Annotated in this window: 14 protein-coding genes; 5 read left to right on the top strand and 9 right to left on the bottom strand. The window is 35.8% G+C overall.

Going from position 1 to position 17,464, the window contains the following annotated elements; translation table 11 throughout:
* Nucleotides 1-498 precede the first annotated feature (498 nt).
* Nucleotides 499-2,958, top strand: a complete 2,460-nt coding sequence (locus tag AC3RVF_RS14505; protein WP_489693662.1) for a helix-turn-helix domain-containing protein — start codon at nt 499-501, stop codon at nt 2,956-2,958.
* Here AC3RVF_RS14505 and AC3RVF_RS14510 read toward each other — a convergent pair.
* Nucleotides 2,955-3,623 carry a ZIP family metal transporter gene (locus AC3RVF_RS14510; RefSeq protein ID WP_489690117.1) on the bottom strand — a complete coding sequence of 223 codons (669 nt, stop codon included), beginning with the start codon at nt 3,621-3,623 and terminating at the stop codon, nt 2,955-2,957. The two genes, AC3RVF_RS14505 and AC3RVF_RS14510, sit on opposite strands and share 4 nt — an antisense overlap.
* Nucleotides 3,623-4,354 carry a class I SAM-dependent methyltransferase gene (locus AC3RVF_RS14515; protein WP_489690116.1) on the bottom strand — a complete coding sequence of 244 codons (732 nt, stop codon included), beginning with the start codon at nt 4,352-4,354 and terminating at the stop codon, nt 3,623-3,625. The genes AC3RVF_RS14510 and AC3RVF_RS14515 overlap by 1 nt, the downstream gene beginning before the upstream one ends.
* A gap of 119 nt (nt 4,355-4,473) precedes the next feature.
* On the opposite strand from AC3RVF_RS14515, the gene AC3RVF_RS14520 reads away from it, so the two are divergent.
* Nucleotides 4,474-5,631, top strand: coding sequence for a THUMP domain-containing class I SAM-dependent RNA methyltransferase (locus AC3RVF_RS14520; RefSeq protein WP_489690115.1), 1,158 nt, complete (start codon nt 4,474-4,476; stop codon nt 5,629-5,631).
* Between the two features lie 46 nt (nt 5,632-5,677).
* Here the strand turns inward: AC3RVF_RS14520 and AC3RVF_RS14525 are convergent, their stop codons facing one another.
* The 5 genes from AC3RVF_RS14525 to AC3RVF_RS14545 form a co-directional block, all read right to left on the bottom strand.
* Nucleotides 5,678-6,418, bottom strand: coding sequence for a DUF6048 family protein (locus tag AC3RVF_RS14525; RefSeq protein WP_489693663.1), 741 nt, complete (start codon nt 6,416-6,418; stop codon nt 5,678-5,680).
* Entirely contained in the window at nt 6,381-6,878 is a 498-nt protein-coding gene (locus AC3RVF_RS14530) for a DUF6452 family protein (protein WP_489693664.1), read from the bottom strand. Before AC3RVF_RS14530 ends, AC3RVF_RS14525 begins: the two co-directional genes overlap by 38 nt.
* A gap of 134 nt (nt 6,879-7,012) precedes the next feature.
* Entirely contained in the window at nt 7,013-8,422 is a 1,410-nt protein-coding gene (gene rlmD / locus AC3RVF_RS14535; RefSeq protein ID WP_489690112.1) for a 23S rRNA (uracil(1939)-C(5))-methyltransferase RlmD, read from the bottom strand.
* A 61-nt stretch (nt 8,423-8,483) separates the two neighbouring features.
* On the bottom strand, nt 8,484-8,876 hold the full coding sequence (locus AC3RVF_RS14540; protein WP_489693665.1) for a response regulator: 393 nt from the start codon (nt 8,874-8,876) through the stop codon (nt 8,484-8,486).
* Nucleotides 8,877-8,887: 11 nt separating this feature from the next.
* Complete coding sequence (locus AC3RVF_RS14545; RefSeq protein WP_489693666.1) at nt 8,888-10,744, bottom strand: PAS domain-containing sensor histidine kinase; 1,857 nt, start codon at nt 10,742-10,744, stop codon at nt 8,888-8,890.
* 230 nt (nt 10,745-10,974) lie between these two features.
* Here AC3RVF_RS14545 and rocD point away from each other — a divergent pair, with 230 nt between their 5' ends.
* Nucleotides 10,975-12,219 (top strand): ornithine--oxo-acid transaminase, encoded by a 1,245-nt coding sequence (gene rocD, locus AC3RVF_RS14550; protein WP_489690109.1) that lies wholly within the window; start codon nt 10,975-10,977, stop codon nt 12,217-12,219.
* A gap of 141 nt (nt 12,220-12,360) precedes the next feature.
* Here rocD and AC3RVF_RS14555 read toward each other — a convergent pair whose 3' ends face one another.
* Nucleotides 12,361-14,331 (bottom strand): DUF8693 domain-containing protein, encoded by a 1,971-nt coding sequence (locus AC3RVF_RS14555; protein ID WP_489693667.1) that lies wholly within the window; start codon nt 14,329-14,331, stop codon nt 12,361-12,363.
* Between the two features lie 178 nt (nt 14,332-14,509).
* Here AC3RVF_RS14555 and AC3RVF_RS14560 point away from each other — a divergent pair, with 178 nt between their 5' ends.
* The gene (locus AC3RVF_RS14560; RefSeq protein WP_489690107.1) at nt 14,510-15,061 is read left to right on the top strand and encodes a DUF8465 domain-containing protein; all 552 of its coding nucleotides are present in this window, start codon (nt 14,510-14,512) and stop codon (nt 15,059-15,061) included.
* Between the two features lie 57 nt (nt 15,062-15,118).
* On the opposite strand, the gene AC3RVF_RS14565 is transcribed toward AC3RVF_RS14560, so the two are convergent.
* Entirely contained in the window at nt 15,119-16,006 is an 888-nt protein-coding gene (locus tag AC3RVF_RS14565; RefSeq protein ID WP_489690106.1) for a hypothetical protein, read from the bottom strand.
* 210 nt (nt 16,007-16,216) lie between these two features.
* Between AC3RVF_RS14565 and AC3RVF_RS14570 the strand changes: the two genes are divergently transcribed.
* Complete coding sequence (locus AC3RVF_RS14570; protein ID WP_489693668.1) at nt 16,217-17,374, top strand: cysteine desulfurase family protein; 1,158 nt, start codon at nt 16,217-16,219, stop codon at nt 17,372-17,374.
* Nucleotides 17,375-17,464: the final 90 nt, after the last annotated feature.

A 17,464-nucleotide genomic window follows, 5' to 3' on the forward strand; every position in this document is an offset into this window, starting at 1 on the left:
ACTCTCCCACATCGTGGTGGTAGGGGCGGCAAGACGGAGCTCTAATTTTTTATAACTATTAGCTTATTCGCCCCTGCCGTTATCATAAACATAAACGCCTTCCTTTAAAGACCCAATCATTCATTTGATTGGGTCTTTTTTTTTGGAATAAACTGAAAAACAAACCTACTCTCCCACATCGTGGTGGTAGGGGCGACAAGACGGAACCATAATTTTTTATAACTATTAGCTTATTCGCCCCTGCCGTTATCATAAACATAAACGCCTTCCTTTAAAACCTTCTACTAAATATCGATTTAAGCATTTCGAAGCAATCTAAGTACTAATTTTACTATCACTGAATAATTCATAAATTGAATGTATTTCAGTGTAAAGCTGCTGTATATTGAATACAATATAACCTAACCTCTCAATTTTAAAATTTCTGATTTTATTTCCACGCTATATTTATTATATTTATTCTCCGAAATACATTAACCTCCCCCACAATTTTTAATAATGATTGAAAATCCTGAAATCGATCTGGCTTGGAACTTCGTCAATTATACCGATAGGAATATTTTCCTGACCGGAAAAGCGGGGACAGGAAAAACTACGTTTCTACATAAATTAAAAAAGGATTCCTTAAAAAGAATGGCAGTTGTGGCACCCACCGGTGTTGCGGCTATTAACGCGGGAGGGGTGACCATCCATTCCTTTTTTCAGTTGCCCTTTGGTCCAATCTTACCCGAAACTGCAAATACGCAAGGCAATTCATTTTCTAAAAAATTCAGTAAAAAGAAAATCAATATTATTAAATCTTTAGATTTGTTGGTTATCGATGAAGTAAGTATGGTGCGTTCTGATTTGCTCGATGGTATAGATCAGGTTTTGCGTAGGTTTAGAGATAGAAGTAAACCCTTTGGAGGCGCTCAATTATTGATGATTGGCGATTTACAACAGCTTTCGCCAGTAATTAAGAACGATGAATGGCAACTTTTAAAAAAACACTACAAGACCGGGTTTTTCTTTGGAAGCAACGTTTTTCAAAATTCGAATGCCATAACCATTGAATTGAAACACATTTACAGACAGGAAAGTGAGGATTTTATAAAAATATTAAACGAAATTAGAAATGATTCTTTGACACACGAATCCTCTGAAACCCTTAATAAACGGTATATTCCTAACTTTTCAGCAAATGACGGTGCTGGGTTTATTACTTTGACCACGCATAACAATAGAGCGGATAGAATAAATTCTGTTGAACTGAAAAAGCTAAAAAAGAAAAGTTTTTTTTACGAAGCAGAAGTAGCAGGTAAGTTTCCAGAATATACATATCCCACACATTTAGAGTTGGAACTTAAGATAGGAGCGCAAGTAATGTTTGTTAAAAATGACAGCTCTGCTGAAAAACGCTATTTCAATGGAAAGATTGGAACAATCATAGATTTAGATGAAGATGAAGTCCTCGTGCGTTGTCCCGGCGATAATTCAGATATCGTTACTAGTCCAGAAATATGGAAGAATATTCAATACTCCATCCATCCGGATACTAAGGAAATAATGGAAGATGAAATTGGTTCATTTACCCAGATGCCATTGCGTTTGGCTTGGGCTATAACTATCCATAAAAGTCAGGGGCTCACATTTGAAAAAGTAATTATCGACGCCCAAGAAGCCTTCGCTCACGGACAAACCTATGTAGCTTTAAGTCGCTGCAAAACTTTGGAAGGTATTGTTTTAACAGGGCCGCTCACTCAAAAAAGCATAATCAACAATCTGGAAGTTGCTTCCTTTAGTAAAAATGCCGAAGAGAACCAGCCAGATACTTCCATTTTGGAAACTTCACAAATAGCATATCAACTTAATTTGATCCATGACATTTTTAATTTATATCCTTTCTTATATCCGGTAAGTCGAATTATAGATGTCTATTTTAAAAATAATGGCAATATCAATGGAAATTTACTCGATCAATTAACCATTTTAAAGGAAAAAGGAGTGACTGAACTTTTAAAAGTCAATACGAACTTCCAATTTCAATTAAAAAAATTAAGCGAACACGATGCTCCAGAAAATAATGTTATGTTACAGGAGCGCTTTAAAAAGGCCGTTTTTTATTTTGAAAAGCATTTAGAAGATTTTATTAAAAAACCTTTAGACGATCTTAATTTTTCCACAGATAATAAAGCAATTAAAGAAGATATTACAAATCAGCTTAATAATTTGGAAGAATTGATAGTTGCAAAACAGTTTTGTTTTAATGGTTTAAAAGATGGTTTCAAAACTTCAAAATACCTCGATTTACGAGCTAAGGCCGCACTGCAGGAAGTAGACAAGCCAAAACGCGCCAAAGCTGATTTAGCAATTTCAACTGAAAATAAAGAATTATTTGAACTGCTGAGAGAACTTCGGAAAGTACTTTCAGATGAAGAAGCGGTCGCGGCCTATCAAGTTTTTACCCAAAAAGCACTTTTTGAAATGTGCCAAGTCTTACCCATAAATGTTAAACAACTCCGAGGAATTACTGACATTGGAAAAGTAAGACTTGAAAAATACGGCGCTGCAATTCTCGAAGTCATAAGGAATTACTGCCAAGAAAATGAAATAGAGCCGAAAAATGAAACTAAATCTGTGCCTAAAAAAAGTGAGACGCAACAAATCTCCTTCAAATTATTCAAATCTGGATTGAGCATAACAGAAATAGCGAAGGAACGTGATTACACTGTTGGCACTATTGAAAGGCATCTCGGTATTTTTTTATCTACGGGAGAGCTTAAAATCACCGAAATAATGCCAGAAGAAAAATATCTCGAACTCAAGAAAATTATGCAAACCGAAGTATACGAAGGTTTTAACGACTTAAAAAGTAGAATTGACAAGAAATTCACCTATGGCGATTTACGAATGGTAGCCAACGTACTTGAATACGAGAAAAGAGTGAAACTCCACACTAATACTTCGGAAGCAAATTAAATAAAATACGCAATCACCACTGCTAAAATTACCGCGGTCATTTTTGAAAGGTTGAACTTGTGGTTCTTCGAACTTTCAAAGAGAATAGTGGTTGAAACGTGTAAAAATATTCCAATAACTATAGCTGTAATTGGTGTTTCATATTGATGAAAAAGGTTGTAATGTGTTGATATAAAACTACCCAAAGGCGTCATTATTGCGAAAAAGAATAGAAAAAATAAGGTAGTGGATCTTTTATATCCTGCGGTAATGAAAAAGAAAGATAGTATTATAGCCACCGGAATTTTATGAACAATAATAGCAATCAGCAAATTATTATTTTCGGAAATAGGGAATCCTTCCATAAACGCATGAATGCTTAAACTAATGAACAAAATCCAAGGAAAATGTTTTGCTTCAGAATGTAAATGGACATGGCCGTGTTCGGCGCCTTTTGAAAAAAACTCTAAAAATATTTGCAGTAATATTCCGAGCATTATGTAAACACCTATGCTTTTTGAAGGGTTTTCAAATACGTGAGGTATAAGTTCAAAAACGGTAATCGACAATAAAAATCCGCCACTAAAGGCCAGAAAAATCTCCATATTTCGCAATTCCTTTTTCTTTAGGAAAAGCGCAATAAAATAACCTACAGCCACGGCCAAAAAAAGCAATAAATAATTCATCAGTTGAAAATTAGGATTAGTCTTTCAGAAGATTCTTTATTAAAATCCTCAAGTTTATAATTGCCATAAACGTTCTTAAGCGTAATGCCGGCTTCCTTAAAGTATGATTCAAAATCCTGCAAAGTCAAGGCCCTTACACGTTCGGTATATAAAAAATCTTCTCCTTGATCCGTAAATCGAATGTTTTTAACAATATAACCCTCTTCAACATATTTTTCAATATGAAAAACAATGTCGCCTACCTTCTTTTTTTCTAAGGGAACGAGATTAGCTATGGCTAATTCAACATTTAAAAAATCAATAACAGCGTAGCTCGATGGCTTTAATTCAGCTTTAATGGCTTTTATTGTTCTCAAGTTATCTATTTCGTTCTCAAAATATCCGAAACTCGTAAAGAGATTAAAAACTGCATCAAATTGCTTCGGATAGGGCAAACACATATCGTGCACCTCAAAATGAAGTCGCGCGTTTTCGTATTGTTTTGCGTATTCAATACTCTCTTCAGAAAGATCTACTGCAGTAACATCAAATCCTTGACGGTATAAATATTTTGCATGCCGTCCTCGTCCGCACGCAAGATCGAGAATAGAATCGTTTTTTTTAAGATTTAAATAACTGGTAAGAGAATTCATAAATATTGCCGCCTCCCTATGATTTCTGTCTTTGTACAACAGATGATAGTATGGAGTATTAAACCAGGATGTATACCAATTCTCTTTTTCTTTTTGCATAGTTATCGTTTCGCACTGCAAAAATACTGTATTTTTGTTCCTTTGTTAAATGGAAGATTTTTAATTTCGTATAAATTGAAAATTAATTAAAAAGTTCCCTGTTTAGACTGGGATGATCTATGGTAAAGAATTTTAAAATGGTGGCCAAAACCCTTTTTGGGATGGAAGAGCTGCTTGCTCAGGAATTACGTCAATTGGGTGCTTCGGCTGTTGAAATTGGGGTGCGTAACGTTTCATTTGAAGGCGACACGGGCTTTATGTACAAAGCGAATCTATGCTGCCGTACGGCCATTAAAATTTTGAAACCAATCTCAGCTTTTAATATTTTTACTGAAGAAGATCTTTATAAGAAGATTTACGAAATGCCTTGGGAAAAACACATGGATGTAAAGGGCTCATTAGCCGTGAATGCCACTGTTTTTTCAGATGTTTTTACGCATTCGCAATATATTTCTCTAAAAACGAAAGATGCCATTGTTGATAGATTTCGCGATAAGGAAGGAGTTCGACCAGATGTAGATCTGGATCATCCTACGCTACGTATTAATGTGCATATTGACAGAAATATTTGTACCGTCTCCTTAGATAGTTCTGGTGAATCGCTTCACAAACGTGGTTATAAAGTAGAAAGTACCCTTGCGCCAATAAACGAAGTACTTGCGGCAGGAATTTTAATGCTTTCCGGCTGGCAAGGGCAATGTAATTTTCTCGACCCAATGTGTGGTGGTGGAACTATGCTTACCGAAGCAGCTATGATTGCCTGCAATATTCCTCCTAACTTGAATCGTCAAGAATTCGGTTTTGAAACTTGGCCTGATTTTGATGTAGATTTATATGAAAAAATAGAAGAAGCTGCGCTCGCAAAAGTTCGTGATTTCCCACATAAAATTTATGGATTTGATATTGATCCAGTAGCAATTCAAAAGTCTAAAGAGAATATAAAAAGTGCAAACCTTCAAGAATTTATTGAATTAAAGCAACAAGATTTTTTCCAAAGTGAAAAAGAAGGTGATAAATCTTTGTATATGGTTTTCAATCCGCCCTATGACGAACGGATTTCTGTAAACGATGTTGAAGAATTTTACAGTTCTATTGGTAATACACTGAAACGCAATTATCCAGGCACACAAGCTTGGATGATTACTTCAAACATGGAAGCGTTGAAATTTGTAGGACTTCGTCCTTCAAGAAAGATAAAACTCTTCAACGGAAAGCTTGAAGCTAAACTTGTACGTTATGAAATGTATGAGGGAAGTAGGAAAACTAGTAAGCAGTAGTTTAGTATTCAGTGATCAGTGATTAGTATTCAGTCAAAGCGTAGAATTACTTCCCCTTCGGGGCTTGTTGGGACACTTCTGTTTTCTTGAAAATAGGTATTAAGTAAGAAAGAGAATACCCGTACCCAACGCCAAATTCGCTATAATCATATGTTCTATTGAATCCTGGGATGTATAGGTTTGCAAAATTTTCTGGTTCCGTTTCTGAAATTTTTCTCTTCAATTGAACATTTAAGGAAAGATAGAGATTGTTTAGTATTTCAGTTTTAATGCTCAAAATAAATTCGGCCCAATGTGCGGTTAAACCACTGAATTCTTGTGGATCATAAATGGTTTCAGTGGGAAATGCAGTATTGTCTGTATATATTCGGTAACTGAGCAATTCTTGCTTAAAAGTAGAAATTCCGTACCGCATACCTAGTGTAATCGCGTTTTCCATTCCCAACCAATTTTCATAAGCGTTGTAATCAAAACCTATTTTTGCATAACTTCCACTCGTAGTGGCAGAAATGTAGGGCTCGTTCCAGTCTTTCGTTTCGTTTCCAAGTTCTACTGCGGCATAAAACTTTTTGGTTATCCTAAAGTCACCCATAACTTCAAAACCAGAATAGCCATCTTCAACTAAAGATCGCAAAGGTTTTGCCAAATCTACACCCACACGAATTCCATACTTTTCAATTTTTGAAATAGTGTCTGTGGTAGTTTCACTCTTTTGTTGCGCCACCATTAAATGTGTGCCGCAAAAAAGACTAATGCAGCATAGTAATATGGGCGCTATTTTCGTCATTAACTGTATCTCGTTTTACTATTATTTCTTGAATCCAATTTTCGTTTCCTTCTAGCTCTAATTCTGCCTCCAGATTAAAATATTCAGTGTTAAAACCGCAAGCGCGATTAACGTAATTATTTTTTCGCTGGTACACAAACATTACTCTATCTGTATTAACTAGCGTATCGCTGGTTCCATAGGTTGTCCTTATAAACTTATATTTTGTGGTATCTGAAGTAGTGCTAAGCGGTATCACTATTTCATTAGTATCTTCCAAAGATATTACTTCAACACTATCATTGTAATCCGTTTTAACGCTTAAAACTGTTACGTTTTTCGAATTACTGGGATTTGAAATATCGTTAAAGGTAATAACCAGGTTTGCCGTAATTGCCGTTCCTTCTGGGCAAATATCGTCTTTGGTACAACTTTTAAAGGCGAAGATTATAAGTATGAAAAGAATAATTTTTTTCAACATAATTTTTTTTAAATAGACCTAAGACTTTTTGACATAGGACGTAAGACTAATACAGCATCAAAATATTAATAAAAATCAAAACCCTTCTGCTTTTTTTAGTCCTACGTCTTACCGTCTTACGTCCTTTTGACGAATCAGCGTTTCTCCAAAAGTACAACATTTTCTACGTGATGCGTCTGCGGAAACATATCTACTGGCTGTACTTTAATAACTTTATATTTTGAATCTAACAAAGCTAAATCGCGTGCTTGCGTTGCACTATTACAACTTACATATACAATTTTAGCGGCACCAATATTTAGAAGCTGTGCAACAACGTCTGCGTGCATTCCGTCGCGTGGCGGATCTGTAATAACTACATCTGGCTTTCCGTGTTTGCTTATAAATGTATCGTTAAACACTTTTTTCATATCACCCACGTAGAACTCAACGTTATCAATATTGTTTAGTAGCGCGTTGGCTTTGGCAGCTTCAATAGCATCCGGAACGGACTCAACGCCAATTACTTTTTTTGCGTTTTTAGCAACGAATTGCGCTATTGTTCCTGTACCAGTATATAAATCGTAAACTAGCTCATTTCCGCTTAAACCTGCAAAATCACGGGTTATTTTATAAAGTTCGTACGCTTGTTCGCTGTTAGTTTGGTAGAAAGATTTTGCATTTATTTTAAACTTTAAACCTTCCATTTCTTCAAAAATATGATCTCTTCCGTGGAAAAGTTCAATGTCTTGATCGTAAAGTGTATCGTTTCCTTTGGAATTGATTACATATAAAAGTGAAGTAATCTGTGGAAATTCTTCAGCAATTGCACTTAAAAGTAGTTTTCGGTTTGCTTCATCTTCGTGAAAAAATTGCAGCAGAACCATTATTTCACCGGTTGAAGAAGTGCGAAGCATAAGCGTTCTTAAAAATCCTTCTTGATTTCTGGTGTTGAAAAATGTTAAATTCAATTCCTCAGATTTCGCCTTCACAAAATCGCGAATAGCATTACTGGGGTCCGCTTGCAGGTAACATATATTAAGATCTAAAATCTTGTCCCACATTCCAGGAATGTGAAAACCAAGGGCGTTTCGGTCTTCTATTGTTTCATCGCTTTTAATTTGTTCCAGTGTTAGCCACTTGCTGTCACTAAAAGAAAACTCCATTTTGTTGCGATAAAAATATTGTTTTTCGGAACCTAAAATAGGTTGAAATTCGGGCAGTTCAATTTTCCCGATGCGTTGCAGATTTTGGGCAACTTCTTTTTGTTTGTAAAAAAGTTGGTGTTCATAACCCATATTCTGCCATTTGCAGCCACCACAAGTTCCGAAGTGTGGACAAACCGGTTCAGCTCTTTTTTCAGAATATTTTGAAACTGAAATAGCAGAACCTTCATAATACGCTTTACGTTTTTTATGTGTCTGCACATCTACCACATCACCAGGTACGGCGTTGTTTATAAAAACTACTCTTCCGTCTGCTGCTTTGGCTACTGCTTTGCCTTTAGCGCCCGCATCTATTACTTCAAGGTTTTCTAAAACTACTTTCTTATTTTTTACTGCCATAGGCGCAAAAATAGAACGTTTTTGGCATTTAAACGAAACTTTGAGATTTAAAATTGACCGATTAAAGATCTGAAGCAATTTCTGCTATCTTATCGTATGCAATGGGCTTAATGATGTAATTATTCACACTCTTCAAGTTGTTAGCCCGCTTAATGTCTTCTGGATCTAAAGAGGAGCTAACTATATATATGTTAATTGTAGTGGGTGTAGGTATAGCTGTAAAGGCTTCTAAAAATTCCCAACCATCCATAATTGGCATATTTAAATCTAGCAGTATAATCTCTGGCAATTTTTCACCGCCTTTAATTATCGCTTTCAGACTATTTAAAGCTTCTTCACCATTATGAAAAACCATGAAACTTTGACAAAAGTCTGCCAGTTTCATAATTTTTTTGGTGCCGAAAACGAATATAGGATCATCGTCTATTATGCAGGCTAGGTTTATTTTTTTCATACTTATATGCGTTATTTTAAAGGGGTTAACTTGTTATTTTTCATCTTCGCTTTATTGAAGTAGATGCTAAATTCGGTGCCTATGCCAACTTCACTTTTCACCTTAATTTTACCTCCCAAAGCTTCAACTTGATTCTTGGTAATAAACAAGCCAATACCACGAGAATCTTCGTTATTATGGAAGGTTTTGTACATTCCAAATAGCTTTTTACCAACTCGCTTTAAATCAATCCCCATTCCGTTGTCTTTTATTTTCAGAATAATATGGCTGTTTTTACTTTCAGCAGAAATTATAATATGGGGGTTGCGGTCTGGCGAGCGATATTTTATAGCATTTGTTAGGAAATTTAGCACAATACTTTCCAAGTAGGCTGGAATTCCGGCAACAAATAAATCTTCGCTAGTTTGATTAATTATTACACTATTAGTGACTGTTGCCAGCCCTCGAATATTCACCAATGCACTATTTATATATTGATGAAGATTTAATGGCACCAGATTATCATAAATCTTTGTGTTTATTACAACCACTTCATTAAGATGTTCCACTGTATCGTTTAGATTATTGGAAGCAGATTGAAGGTGAACCATGAATTCATTATCAACTAATTCTAAATTTTCTGAAGCCATTAGTTCCAAAATCATAGCAATATTTCCGGCATGCGATCTTAAATTATGAGACACGATATAGGCAAAATTTATAAGTCTTTTGTTTTGGTCTTTCATAGTCTCGACCAAATTTTTATTTTCATTAATATCCTGTATCTGAGATACAAAATGCAACGGGCTGCCCTCATTATTACGCACTAATGACACTGATAAATACGCCCAGACAATATCTCCATTTTTACAGATATAACGCTTTTCCATTTGATAGTTTTTACGTTTATCTGCCACCAATTCATTCAGCAAAGTTATATCCTTATTAAGATCTTCGGGATGGGTAATGTCTGCAAAAGTTAAATTATAGAATTCTTTTTTCGAGTATCCTAAAAGAGAGCATATGCTTTCATTAACCTTAAGCCAAGTGCCATCAAGTCCAACCAAGGCCATACCAATGGTAGCATGCTCAAATGTTTGTCTAAACTGCTCTTCTTGTATGGCTGTTTTAATTCGAATCCTTTTTAAGTCATCAATATCTTGTACAATTCCATAAAGGCGTATACACTTCGATTTTTTGAAATCGGCGATGCCAATTATTCTAACCCATTTTAAGGATTTGTCTTTCGAATTAACTTGTACTTCAAGGTCAAAATTTTGTTTGTTTAAAACCGCATTTTTTATTGCGAGTTTCATTGTATCTCTATGTTCGCCTTCAGCAAAATAACTTAATACATCTTCTTCCTTAGGTGAAAAATCTGGTGCTTGCCCGTATATTTTATTTATCATTGGGCTCCAAAAGAAGTTTTTGGTTATATAATCGATTTCCCAATATCCAGTTTGAGCAATATTACTTGCAATTTCTGTAATGTCTTTAAACCTTCTAAGTTTTAATTGGTTTCTTTTCTCGTCGGTAATATCTTGATTTGTCCCAACAACTAAAACAGGACTGCCGTTCTCATCTCTCGATACTATTTTCCCTTGTGCAAGTACCCAAATAGAGTGACCATCTTTATGTTTTAATCTAATCTCGCATTTAAACTCCTTGGTTTTTCCTTCCAAATACATTTTAAATAAATTGTCAGAATTGCCCAAATATTTAGGATGAAACATTTTATTCCAAGTTTCGAAAGTAATTGGTTCGAGCTCTGCGATTGTGTAACCTATTATTGAAGCCCAATTTTCATTACAAATAATGTTTCTGGTCTGAACATTATATTCCCAGATTCCAATGCCTAAGTCTTCTATTAAATGGGGATAGTGTTTCATAATATGAAATAATATTAAATTCTATACTTTAAATAGGAAGGGTTGTATTTAAAGCATATTGCTAAAATATTTATTATTTAGCGAATAATACAATCTTTCTTATTTCAAATTCGGTAAAAAAGGCGCTATTACCTACTTATATAGATAATAATCGCTAATTTTGCAATTTCAGGATGATTTCTCTCCACAAAGCAGGAATCACTATTAAATTACATCAAAATTTTACATTTATGTCAGTCTTAGAGCAAACAGCTTCAGCTAAAGCTATTGAATTGGAAAACAAATACGGAGCCCATAATTATCATCCACTTCCAGTGGTTTTAAATAGGGGAGAAGGCGTATATGTTTGGGATGTGGAAGGAAAGAAATATTACGATTTTCTTTCGGCCTATTCCGCAGTAAACCAAGGTCACTGTCACCCAACAATTGTTAATGCCATGAACGAGCAGGCACAAACACTCACACTAACTTCACGCGCATTTCATAATGATATGCTTGGGAAATATGAAAAATTTGTCTGTGATTTTTTCAAATTTGATAAAGTACTACCAATGAATACGGGTGCCGAAGCTGTGGAAACGGCTTTAAAAATCTGTAGAAAGTGGGCGTATGAAAAGAAAGGAATCGCAGAAAATGAAGCCGACATTATTGTTTGCGAAAACAATTTTCACGGAAGAACTACTACAATTATTTCGTTCAGTAACGATCCCGTGGCGCGCGATAATTTTGGCCCGTACACAAAAGGATTTATAAAAATAGAGTACAATAATCTTGAGCAACTTGAGCAGCATTTAGAAAGCAATAAAAATATTGCTGGATTCTTGGTGGAGCCTATTCAAGGCGAAGCCGGAGTTTTTGTGCCGTCAGAAGGTTATTTGAGCAAAGCAAGAGCTTTATGCGAAAAGCACAACGTTCTTTTTATTGCAGATGAAGTACAAACGGGTATTGCCCGAACAGGAAGACTTCTTGCGGTTGATCACGAAAATGTGAAGCCTGATCTTCTAATCCTCGGAAAAGCATTAAGCGGTGGCGCTTATCCAGTTTCGGCTGTATTGGCAGATGATGCGATTATGAATGTTATTCAACCAGGGAATCACGGTTCTACTTTTGGTGGTAATCCAGTTGCTGCTGCGGTAGCAATGGCTGCATTAGGTGTAGTTCGCGACGAAAATCTTGCTGAAAATGCAGAAAAACTTGGACAACTTTTTAGAAGTGAACTTAATAAATTCATTGAAACCAGCAGCATTGCAAAACTTGTTCGCGGAAAAGGATTGTTGAATGCAGTTGTTATTAACGATTCTGAAGACAGCGATACCGCTTGGAACATCTGTTTAAAACTTCGCGATAATGGTTTATTAGCAAAACCTACTCACGGAAACATCATTCGCTTTGCACCGCCTTTAGTGATGAATGAAGAACAATTGAGAGATTGCGTTTCAATAATTATTAAGACCTTAAAAGAGTTTGAAAAATAGTAATAAACGAAACTTCGAAAGGCTTTAAGATTTTTGAAGATTTTTAGATGAATACATAATGAAAACGGCCTTGATTATTTCGAGGCCGTTTTTTATTATAATTTACATTCGCAATATCTGGTATTGCGAAGCATTAGGTTATTAATTGTGTACTACTGCTTTATAATCTATAGCAATATCGTTGTCCGTCATTAGCTTCACTAAATAAACACCACTGCTTAAATTACCAGTGTAAAAGCTATATTTTGAATCGCTACCAAGATTTTTCTCTGCTATTACTAATTTACCGTTCATATCGTAAACAGAAGCGGTTTTAATAACATAGCCTTCCGGATTGCTTACTTCTAATTGATGACTTCTATTGTTTTGGAAGAACTTTACATTTTCCGTTACCAAGCTAATAGCATTCCATTCTTCGTCAGGAATTTCATATCTCAGATTTGGGTTTACAAACACTACGAAAAACCTATTGTCGTAAGTTCCAGCAGGAAGATTGAACGTAGCACTTTGACCACGGGTAATTTGCGAATAGGTATTTTCCACAGCGTCAAAAATGTAAGCATTTATGTATGGTTTTTTAATTTCCTGAACCACTTTTACATCAAATTTTGTTTGATATTGTAATTTAAAAGCGATTGGCACTTGCTTATCAATATTATACTTAACACCGTTAATAACATAAGGTAGGCGGTAAGTGTCATTGCCAATAGGGAAGTAGGCGTCTGTTCTTAAATCTTGGGCACTTAAGCCGTCCAAGCCGCGGTCGTAGCCGTCAGTAGCTTCGTCATAAAAAGCGAGTACCATATCTCTGGTTACTCCTTCATTAAAGATTGTATAAATGCGCATACTTGGAGGACGCGTGTCTATTCTTGCCGTTTCTGCTATGGTAGAAAAGTAAGTGTTATCAGGTTCATCACTCTCCTCATTTTCATTAGCGAATTCTGGTCTTTGGAAAGCAGAGCCAGCTGCTCCTTCTTTTACAAAAATTCTATGTGAATTTTTAATATTTATAATTTTGTCTACACCGGCGCCCATGCTGCTTTTTCCAACCACCATAAATCCCTGCCCAATTGGAGCGTATCGTTTGTTTTGATTAGCATCGCCATTAGTATTTGTACCAGTACCTCCGCCGTTGGCAGAATAAATTTGGAAAGGTGCGTGAACATATGTACCAGAAGGACTGTTATCCTTATTATTGAGGTCTAAATCTTTACCACCTGGCACCCAAACTCCGTATCCAAAAGGTTTTTGGGAATAATAATGTGAAAGGACTTTTCGGTCTTCATCATAATACCAAATAGCATCTAATTCTTCATTATCGCTATCATAAAAAAGTGCGTTTAGGTCTATTGATGAAGGATAAGGATTTCCTGTAAAAGTCATAAGCGCCTCTCCATTATTGGGCTCGTTAATAGGAATTGAAAATGTTCCATTATTTGGTCTTCCACGGAACTCATAATTTTGATTGTGTCCAAATGCAGGACCTATTGGATTGGCTGCTCCACTAACACCAAAATTTACTCCTTTCATTGTAAAACCATATCCTGGAGGAGCGTTATTTCCACTGCCCATAGCTTGATAACTTCCTTCTCTTTCTTTGCCGGGGTATCGAAACGTATAAAGCCAACGTGTAGAAACCGTTAGTTTTGGATTAGTAAATCCATTAAGTACATTTGTTTTACCTACTTGTTGTGCTGCTGTATTACTAATACTCGATAATGGCTCATATAAATGGTTCGCTCCAAAATATTTATTTCCAGCATCATTGAGTGGGGTATCTCCAATAGGTGAGCACCAATAATAATAGGCATAAGCATTTGTAACAGGGGAGTTTTGTTGTGCAGAAAGCTGCCCATCTCCTGTGTTGTCAGCAACATTACCTTGAATCATTTGCCCATTATCACGTAAGTAAATGCTAGCTTCTTTACTGTCGGTTGAACCGTTTGCAACACTTGTATTTCTAGTTAGGTTAACTTCATTCGTAACGTAAAGCACTTGATTCTTTACGTAAACAAAAGAATCAGTTCCACCGGAAGTAGGCTTAACTGTTAATTGCGCAAAAAGACCAGTAGTTGTTAGCAGTAATGTTGAAAAGAATAGTAGGTTTTTCATATTTTTACAGTTTTAAAAAACTTTGATGTGGGGCAACAAAGCCGTTTCGATGGGTTAAATTTAAAAATAATAAACCACATATAGTGTAAAACACTGCAAAATACGTAATATTTTCGTTAAGAGGTACTTATGAAGGTTGGAATCTGTTGTGTGGAAGTAAAAAAATATTAAAAATTATATGAAAATAGGCGATAAAGTTTCAGTGTTAGACGATGCCATATCGGGTGTGGTTACTGCTGTAAAGGGAAATGAGGTAACCTTAATGACTTCTGATGGCTTCGAAATAGATTTTTTGAAGAATGAACTTATCGTAATAGATGGTTCGCTTTCCAAAAGAGAACTGTCGCAAATGGATGTTTCTTCAATTATTTCAGAAAAAGAACAAAAAAAGCCTGGGAAAACTAAACGCGTAAAACCAAAAGAGCGCAGCCTGCCGCCTTTGGAGGTAGATTTGCACATTAATCAATTGCTGCCAAAAACACGCGGACTAGATAATTATGAAATGCTAACTATCCAATTAGATACAGCAAAAAGGCAGTTAGATTTCGCTATTTCAAAACGTATTCCGAAAGTAGTTTTTATTCATGGTGTCGGCGAAGGGGTGTTACGCACAGAATTAGAATATCTTTTTAACCGCTATGAAAATGTGAAGTTTTACGATGCCGATTTCCAGAAATATGGGCGCGGAGCAACTGAGGTTTATATTTTTCAGAACACAATTAATAAGTAGTATTTTTCAATCGCAGTAGACTGCTATTGCTATAATTTATAATTCCCGAATCCCGAATTAAAACGCTGGTTTTTTTGTTTTGTCAATCGTTTCAATGTTTTCAAGCGTTCCCATATTTAGCGTTTCTATGGTTATTTCTTCTTCCCCGCTAATTAACACTAGGTTTTTCAATACTACTTTTGCACTTTTTGTAATTGTGTATTCATGCTCGTAATATTCGTTTATCTCATAGTTATTTGCAACTGCCGGGTTTAGATAATCTGCACCAACGTTCGGATCTGTTACATCGTTTCTTGGGTTTAAATCCCCATTCATGTCTTCATTTCTAGTAAGTACACCATCGCCATCATCGTCATCGTCTAAGTAATCTGGAATGCCGTCGCCGTCTGTATCTAGTGGGTTAGTTAATGGATTGTTGTCTCCATCTTCATTCTGAATATCTAATTCTAAAGCAGTGGGTACATTATCGCCGTCGTCATCTTCGTCATAAACATCTGGGATGCCATCACCATCGGTATCGCCTTCTTCGTTGGCAGCTGGAACGCCGTCATTATCATCGAATTCAAAAATAGTTGTGATTTCGACAGTACCAGAAACTGCAAGATAATCTACAGTAACGATTGGCGTAGTGGGTGGAATGCTGCTGCAGAAATAATTAGATTCTAAAGCACCGTCATAATTTCGATAGTTTACGAAATTACTAGTCCCGTTCAAAATGTATGTTTTAGGGCCTTCAAGTCTATAAAGGCTATCTGTTACGCCTAATTTTAACGAAAGGCTTTCTAGCGCTTCATCGTTCACTTTGTAAAAAACATGATTGCCAGATGTGCCGCAAGTCTTTAGTTCAGCATCATCAAAATTGAAGGTGGTTATGATTATTTCACCATCGTCGCAGCTTTGAAGCAGGATTGATGTTAACATTAAAAGGCCAAGAAATCGATTCATATTATTATAATTTTCGTAGGGTATTTCGCAAAAATTTGGTTTTATGCCACATTTTCTCTTCCACAAAGAAACGCATTTCTTTTTAACTGAATAGATGGCAAAACTCTTTTAATATGTATTTTTGCCAACCAAAACAAGTAAGCAACATGTAGCGTAAAACAAAATAGTATTGCAGGTTACATACTTCACATTAGGAAAAAAATTTATTAAATGAAAAAAGTATATTTTGATAGTGCTGCAACAACTGAATTGCGCGACGACGTAATAAGCTGCATTACGGAAGTTTTAAAAACTGAATACGGAAACCCTTCATCAACACACTCTTACGGACGTTCTTCTAAATCATTACTTGAGAATGCCCGAAAGGAAATAGCAAAGCTTTTAAACGTTTCTGCAAGTGAAATTATTTTCACTTCTGGCGGTACAGAGGCAGATAATTTAATTCTGAATAGTGCCGTTCGCGACCTTGGTGTAAAGCGAATAATTTCTAGCCGTATTGAACATCACGCTGTTTTGCACACCTTGGAATGGCTTCAAAAAGAATATAATGTTCAAATTGATTTTGTTAAATTGGATGAATGTGGCCAAGTAGATCACGAACATCTTAAAAATCTTTTGACAGATATATCTCAAAAAACTTTGGTGAGTTTGATGCACGTGAACAATGAAGTAGGAAATGTGCTAGATTTAAAAGAAGTGGCATTACTTTGTAAAGAATACAACGCCCTATTTCATAGTGATACAGTGCAGTCTGTTGGGCATTTCGAACTTGATTTTAAAGAAATTCCAATCGATTTTGCCGCTGCTGCTGCGCATAAATTTCACGGACCCAAAGGAGCGGGTTTTGCTTTTGTTAGAAAAAATTCAGGATTGCGAGCGCTAATACACGGTGGCGAGCAGGAACGCGGACTAAGAGCTGGTACCGAAGCTGTTTACGCAATTGCTGGTATGGCGGAAGCGTTGAAGCTATCGTATCACAAACTTGAAAAGGAGCGCAAATATATTACCGAGCTGAAGGATTATTTTAAAGATGAACTAATAGCCGCTTTTCCGGGGGTAAAATTTAATGGTAGCTGTGACGATAATGTGCGCAGTACTTATACTTTATTGAACGTTTGCCTGCCTATTTCCGCAGAAAAAGCGATGCTGCTTCTGTTTCAATTAGATTTAAAAGGAATAGCCTGTAGCAAAGGAAGCGCCTGCCAGAGTGGGAGTGAAGGTGGATCGCATGTTTTGAACGAAATACTTTCCGATGAAGATTTAAGCAAACCTTCTATCCGTTTTTCTTTTTCCAGCTTCAATAAGAAAGATGAAGTTGATTATGTGGTGGATGTATTGAAAGAGTTTATTGATAACGGGATTGGGTAATAAGGCTACACTCCGTGTGAATAATGAATAAAATTATTCCTTCGGTTTTAATTTCATCTAAATCATTACTAAAATCTAAAATTCAAGATT

Source organism: Aequorivita sp. IT1183 (genome assembly GCF_058068265.1).